Source organism: Marinomonas sp. BSi20584, from assembly GCF_002792415.1.
Classification (GTDB): Bacteria; Pseudomonadota; Gammaproteobacteria; order Pseudomonadales; family Marinomonadaceae; genus Marinomonas; species Marinomonas polaris.
Map to the genome: position 1 here is coordinate 184,133 of NZ_KZ454876.1, position 6,240 is coordinate 190,372.

A 6,240-nucleotide genomic window follows, 5' to 3' on the forward strand; every position below is an offset into this window, starting at 1 on the left:
AAACCGTTTACAAACTGTATAGGAGTTACAGTCTAGAATAGCGAATCCATAGAAGCCATATTATTTGCTAGCTTCTGGGTATCTATTTTGTACTCGCCTGCTGCAATAGCGTTTTTAATTTGTTCCACTTTATCCATATCAACATCAGGTAAGCTGCTAATTTTAGACTGCTGACTTTGAAGAGTTTGTGCAGTGCCGCTTAATTTCACGGTGTCTTCTGCCAATGTGCCACCGCTTTGAACTGAGCTTTGTTTGTCCGTTGCGCTATTTGTCGCATCATCTTTTTGCGATCGTTCACTTTTGTTGATCGTGCTCTGGTTTGATAGACCTGTAAAATGTATTGCCATTGGGTTTTCCGCCCTTTAATGATTTGCCTGTCTATGTTGTCGGCTGGGTCTATAAGAACTTTAATAAAAAGCCCCAGAAAAGAGTATTTATTCATTGCCGATCAGTCTGTACTCAATAGTTTACAAGAACCTCACTGTCAGTTACAACTTTGGCGTATATAATTCGTTCAGAACTTGTGTTTTTGACTCGAATTTGTTGGCCTTTGACACCATTTTCTAAAGCAACACCGTTCATTCGGACTATAATGGTACCACTGCTTGCTGTTATTAGTACTGAGTCGCCTTTTTTAACTAAGGTTGGCTGATTGGTTAGATCGTCAGTGATGACTGTGTTTATGCGCAAGTTGCGTGAAGCAATTAGGCCGTAAGGTGGGTTTTTTTTAGTGTAAACATGTCCTCTTAGGCTGGAAATGTCCACTTCTCCCACATCGGTGTTTGATTTGCTGATGGCTTGGCCTCGGTTGATTGGGGTGATGGTTTTTATTGCTGGAATCATTATGGACTGAGTTACTGGTACGTAGGACTTCCAAGTTGGTGAGTCACAGCTGACTTCATAGTTTGTGCGTTTGGTAGCGTCTGGTCTTTGATTGTTGATCTGAATTGATTCGTTTTCACAATCAGGCAAGTAGTTGAGTGCGGCAAGATTGTTTAATGTGATGCTTATGGCTGCATCAGGGTATATTTCTGATAACCGAGGAATCTCTACTTGATTTATGTAGTGGTTAATTTGTTCTTCAGTCGTTATGGCAAATGTAAAACCAGTTTGGAAACAAATGAACGCTATGCTTAGCCTTATGATTCGCATGATTTGTTCTCTTTGTTTATTATTACGTTATAAATAAGATAGTTAGTAAATTATTTGAATTCACTTTATCATTGGATGATACATTTTAACAATTTTGAGGTGATACCTCAGTATAATGTTTACACATTTTGGAGGCGTTTATGGCTGGAGTTCTGGATACTGTTAACCAACGTACACAGCTCGTAGGGGAAAATCGACTTGAATTGCTGTTGTTTCGCTTAAATGGTAAGCAAATTTATGGCATCAACGTTTTTAAAGTGAAAGAAGTGCTGCAGTGTCCTAAATTAACCACTATGCCTCATAGTTCTCCTGTGGTTAGAGGTGTTGCTCATATTCGTGGCGGTACTATTCCTATTTTAGATTTAGGACTGGCTACAGGTGCGAGCCCAATCGAAAATATTAGTCAATGTTTTGTGATTATTACTGAATATAATCGTCGAATTCAGGGTTTTTTAGTGCGTGGTGTAGAGCGCATTGTAAACATGAATTGGAGTGATATTCAGCCACCACCAAAAGGATTGTCGAATGATAATTACCTGACAGCCGTTTGTCAGGTTGACAAAGAAATGGTGGAGATTATTGATGTTGAGCAGATTCTTTCTGAAGTTGCTCCTACTCGTCAGGATATCTCAGAAGGTATTGTGAATGCTGGTGTGACAGAGAATGCACAAAAGCATCATATTCTTATCGTGGATGATTCTTCTGTTGCTCGTAAGCAGATTAAACGTTGTATGGAACAGGTTGGTTTTGCTACGACAGTTTTATGTGATGGTCGTGAAGCGCTTACTTATCTTCAAAATATGGTTGCAGAAGGTAAGGATGTAACTAAGGAGTTTTCTATGGTTATATCTGACATAGAGATGCCTGAGATGGATGGTTATACGTTAACAACTGCGATTCGTAATGATAGTCGGTTGCAAGATCTATTTATTCTTCTTCATACCTCTTTGAGTGGTGTGTTTAATGAAGCAATGGTTAAAAAAGTAGGAGCTGATGGCTTTTTGGCGAAGTTCCAACCAGATGAATTGGCTCGATTGGCTATAGAGACAGTGCAGGTGCAATCAGAGTAATGTTTAGGCCCTTTATGTGGGGCTTTATTTATTGAACCTGTCACTTATGGAGTTTTAATGCTCAGTAGTACAAATGCAATTACACCTAATGGTTATATCAGGTTTAGAGATTACTTGCAGAAAGTATGTGGGATCTCGCTGAGTGATAATAAGCAATATTTGGTCGCCAGTCGCTTGGGAAAAATTTTAGAGAGAGAAGGTTTTTCTAAAATTGAGCAGTTAGTAGATGCTTTGGAGAGGTTGGGGGGATCTAAGCTAAAAGAAGAAGTCATTAATGCAATGACGACAAATGAAACTCTTTGGTTTAGGGATACGCACCCGTTTACGATTTTAAAAGACAAAGTGCTGCCTGAAATGACAGTGGCACCTCTAAGAATCTGGTCTGCTGCATCTTCTACCGGTCAAGAACCTTACTCTATAAGTATGGTTATAGAGGAGTTTAAAGCGTCTCGACCTGGCGTTTTGAAAGCGGGTGAAAAAATAGTAGCGACAGATATTTGTACTAATATTTTGCAGCATGCTAAGCAGGGTGAATATGACAGCTTGGCTATTGCTCGTGGACTTGGTGCGGATTTACAGCGTCGGTACTTTGATAAAGTGAATGATTTGACTTGGAAAATTAAGCCGCACTTGAGTGCGCGTGTTGAATTTAAGTACTTGAATCTTATTGAATCATTTTCGATGCTAGGTAAATTTGATGTGATCTTCTGTCGTAATGTGCTGATTTATTTTACCGTTGATCTTAAATTGGATATTTTGAAAAGAATGCATGCCTCTTTAAAGCCTGGAGGTTATTTATTTCTTGGTGGATCTGAAGCACTGAGTGGTCTATCTGATTATTTTGAGATTGTTCAGTGTCACCCAGGTATTGTATATAAAGCTAAGGCTTTATAGTGTAGGTGTCGCTTAGTTAAAGTTAATCGTAGTAGAAGGGCCTGTCTAGTGTTTGTAGATGGGCTTTTTTGTGGGTGCTTACTTTGTCTTATAATCGGTGATAAGTAAGGTGTCTTCTTCTGCTGTAGAGTGGGGGAGGTGGCAATTCGAGGCTGGTTTCGTGTGTGGGATAAATGTAGTAGGTTAAGTAGCCAGTGTGTAAGTCACGCTGGCTCTATGTGAAATTATAAAGTGGTGGTGTTATTCTTTTAAAGAGGCGAGTTTTTGCGCAAACGATGGTGAATGTGAATTCGATAATGTAGCGACTACCTGCTTTGCATAAGGTAGATAGTTTTTCAAATCGTTTTTAGGCATTGGATCGTCATTTGGTAATTTAACAGTTACTGGGTTTTTATGGGTTCCGTTTATTCTGAACTCATAGTGAAGGTGTGGGCCTGTCGCCCAGCCTGTTTGTCCTACGTAGGCAATTATATTGCCCTGCTGAACTCTGGCGCCACGTTTTGTCCCCTTTGAAAAGCCTTTCAAATGAGCGTAAAGGGTTTGGTAACCTTTACCGTGATCGATAATCACAACATTGCCATAACCGTTTTGTTTTCCCGCAAAGGATATTTTGCCATCTCCAGCCGCTTTTACTGGAGTTCCGCTTGCGGCTGCATAATCAACACCTCTGTGCGGACGACTGGTTTTGAAAATAGGGTGTAATCTGTTTGGATTGAATTTTGATGAAATCCTTGTGAAATCAACAGGTGTTCGTATAAAGGCTTTGCGCATTGCCAATCCATCAGGGGTATAATAATTTGCTCCTTTTTCTGTTTGGTAGCGAATTGCCTGATAGGTTCGGCCATTGTTGATAAACTGAGCAGCTATGATGTTTCCATGTCCGATTTTTTCACCATCAAGATACTTTTCTTCATATAACATGCTTAAACTGTCACCTTTTCGAATGTCCAAGGCAAAGTCTATATCCCAGCCAAAAATATTTGCTAACTCAATTAATAAGGGTTGATCGATTCCTGATCTTAGTCCGTCAACAAATAATGAGTTATTGATTTCTGCCTCTTTGTAGGCTTGGACAATTTCTGGTGTTCTGGAGGATTCTGTTCTATTGAATTTATCATCATTTCGCTCAAAGGTTACGCTATCTAAGCGGTTAAGGATAAGTGTTAACTGAGTGAGTTCTCCAGATGTTTCATTAGTCGTGAAGTTGATTGTTTGTCCTGGCCTCATTTGCAGCAAGGTTTTTTGTTTTTTGTCAGCCAGAGATACTTTGTAAATGTCTTGTGCTGATATACCTTCGTTAGCTAATAGTTTTGATAGGGAGTCGCCAGATTTTACTTCAACAGATTGTTCTTTAAATGTTGCTGGGCTGCTCTTTTTTACCAAGGTGTCAGGTGCAGGAATATCGTAGGTAGAGTTTGTATTGTTGGGCGAAAAGGTTGTTAAAGGGATTGTGCTACTTTTGGGCGTGAGTTTTTGCAAGTCCTGCAGCATTAGCTGAGACTGGTCTATCACCTCAAAGTTTGCTTCGAGGGAAATTAGATTGTTATCGATGGTTTCCTCGTCAGGGAGTGCTATAAGTACTATGGCGAGGAGTGCGCTTATCCCTGAAATTAGGAGTAAATGCTTTGTTGGTAATAGCTTGATCAAAATGCGTACCTAAAAATCTTTAATAAAAGCCTTATAATCCTACCAACATTACTTTTATAATTGAATGCTTAAGTACGATAAACTAACTAGGATATGGATCAAAATAATGACTGTAAGCAGTAAAGACCTTTTGAATGACTTGCAAGCTCGTGGACTTATCGCCCAAATGACGGCAGAAGATGAGCTAAAAAAACATCTTGATGGTGGAAGTCGTACTCTTTATTGTGGTTTTGATCCAACCGCAGATAGTTTGCATTTGGGGCATCTTGTTCCTCTTCTTGTGCTAAAACGTTTTCAAGATGCTGGGCATAACCCAATTGCTTTGGTTGGTGGTGCGACAGGCCTTATAGGAGATCCAAGCTTTAAAGCGGCTGAACGTCAATTGAATACATCCGATGTGGTTGCAAGTTGGGCAGAAAAAATTCGTGGCCAAGTAAGTCAATTTGTAAAATTTGATGATGTGTCTAATCCTGCTCGAGTTGTTAATAACCTCGATTGGGCTGGCGAAATGAGTGTGTTGGATTTCTTGAGGGATATCGGTAAGCACTTTTCTGTTAATGCAATGATCAATAAAGAATCTGTTCAGCAGCGCCTTAACAGAGAAGGCGCTGGTATTTCTTTTACTGAATTTTCTTATGCATTGTTGCAAGGAATGGATTTTGCTGAATTGAATAGAGCCTATGATTGTACCCTTCAAATAGGTGGCAGTGATCAGTGGGGGAATATAGTAGGTGGTATCGATCTATCTCGTCGTCAAAATCAATCTCAAACATTTGGTTTAACTGTTCCTTTGGTTACAAAATCTGATGGAACCAAATTTGGTAAAACGGAATCTGGTGCGGTTTGGTTGGATTCTTCCAAAACAAGTCAGTACGCTTTTTATCAATTTTGGATGAATACTGCCGATGCCGATGTTTATAAATTTTTGAAATTCTTTACTTTCTTAGATCTTGCTGAGATTGATGCAATTGAAAATGCAGATAAAGAAAGTGGTGGCAAGCCTCAGGCGCAAGCTATTCTTGCACGAGAAGCGACTAAACTTGTTCATGGTGAAGAAGGTCTGCAAGCAGCGGAGCGTATTACTAATGCTTTGTTTAGTGGTGAGGCTGATCAATTAAGTGAGCAAGATCTTGAGCAAATTCAGCTTGATGGTTTGCCGAGCAGTTCTTTGGCGGGTATTGATCTTGTTGAAACGCCCCTTACTAGTCTAATGGCGGATGCCGGATTAGCTGCTAGTGGCAAGCAGGTCAAGGATGCTCTTCAGCGAGATTCTGTTTTTGTAAATGGCGTGGCTAAGGGGTTGAGTGACAATATGACAGCTGCTGATATCTTCACTGCTGCAAATGGTTATTTCGGGAAGTACTTCCTCGTTAAATTAGGTAAGAAAAAGCATCACTTGTTTGTGTTGTAGCTGTTGATGGGCGATGCCTAAGTAATTGAGATAAACAAAAAGACACTCCGGTGTCTTTTTGTTTAT

At 39.8% G+C, this 6,240-nt stretch carries 6 protein-coding genes; 3 read left to right on the plus strand and 3 right to left on the minus strand.

Going from position 1 to position 6,240, the window contains the following annotated elements; all coding sequences use genetic code 11:
* Positions 1 to 32 precede the first annotated feature (32 nt).
* Both flgM and flgA read right to left on the minus strand, forming a co-directional pair.
* Complete coding sequence (gene flgM / locus TY87_RS09715) at positions 33 to 347, minus strand: flagellar biosynthesis anti-sigma factor FlgM (protein WP_072840333.1); 315 nt, start codon at positions 345 to 347, stop codon at positions 33 to 35.
* 112 nt (positions 348 to 459) lie between these two features.
* Positions 460 to 1,152: a flagellar basal body P-ring formation chaperone FlgA gene (flgA, locus tag TY87_RS09720; protein ID WP_072840334.1), complete on the minus strand. Its 693-nt coding sequence runs from the start codon at positions 1,150 to 1,152 to the stop codon at positions 460 to 462.
* A 140-nt stretch (positions 1,153 to 1,292) separates the two neighbouring features.
* Here flgA and TY87_RS09725 point away from each other — a divergent pair, with 140 nt between their 5' ends.
* Both TY87_RS09725 and TY87_RS09730 read left to right on the plus strand, forming a co-directional pair.
* Positions 1,293 to 2,222: a chemotaxis protein CheV gene (locus TY87_RS09725; RefSeq protein ID WP_072840335.1), complete on the plus strand. Its 930-nt coding sequence runs from the start codon at positions 1,293 to 1,295 to the stop codon at positions 2,220 to 2,222.
* A 57-nt stretch (positions 2,223 to 2,279) separates the two neighbouring features.
* The gene (locus TY87_RS09730) at positions 2,280 to 3,116 is read left to right on the plus strand and encodes a CheR family methyltransferase (protein WP_100186932.1); all 837 of its coding nucleotides are present in this window, start codon (positions 2,280 to 2,282) and stop codon (positions 3,114 to 3,116) included.
* A 240-nt stretch (positions 3,117 to 3,356) separates the two neighbouring features.
* Here the strand turns inward: TY87_RS09730 and TY87_RS09735 are convergent, their stop codons facing one another.
* Entirely contained in the window at positions 3,357 to 4,763 is a 1,407-nt protein-coding gene (locus tag TY87_RS09735; RefSeq protein WP_100186933.1) for a peptidoglycan DD-metalloendopeptidase family protein, read from the minus strand.
* 106 nt (positions 4,764 to 4,869) lie between these two features.
* On the opposite strand from TY87_RS09735, the gene tyrS reads away from it, so the two are divergent.
* Positions 4,870 to 6,174: a tyrosine--tRNA ligase gene (gene tyrS / locus TY87_RS09740; protein WP_072840337.1), complete on the plus strand. Its 1,305-nt coding sequence runs from the start codon at positions 4,870 to 4,872 to the stop codon at positions 6,172 to 6,174.
* The last annotated feature ends 66 nt before the right edge of the window (positions 6,175 to 6,240 follow it).

Excerpts from the sequence above, each read along its gene's own strand:
- flgM (WP_072840333.1), bottom strand. The coding sequence starts at position 347 with ATGGCAATACATTTTACAGGTCTATCAAACCAGAGCACGATCAACAAA.
- flgA (WP_072840334.1), bottom strand. The coding sequence starts at position 1,152 with ATGCGAATCATAAGGCTAAGCATAGCGTTCATTTGTTTCCAAACTGGT.
- TY87_RS09725 (WP_072840335.1), top strand. The coding sequence starts at position 1,293 with ATGGCTGGAGTTCTGGATACTGTTAACCAACGTACACAGCTCGTAGGG.
- TY87_RS09730 (WP_100186932.1), top strand. The coding sequence starts at position 2,280 with ATGCTCAGTAGTACAAATGCAATTACACCTAATGGTTATATCAGGTTT.
- tyrS (WP_072840337.1), top strand. The coding sequence starts at position 4,870 with ATGACTGTAAGCAGTAAAGACCTTTTGAATGACTTGCAAGCTCGTGGA.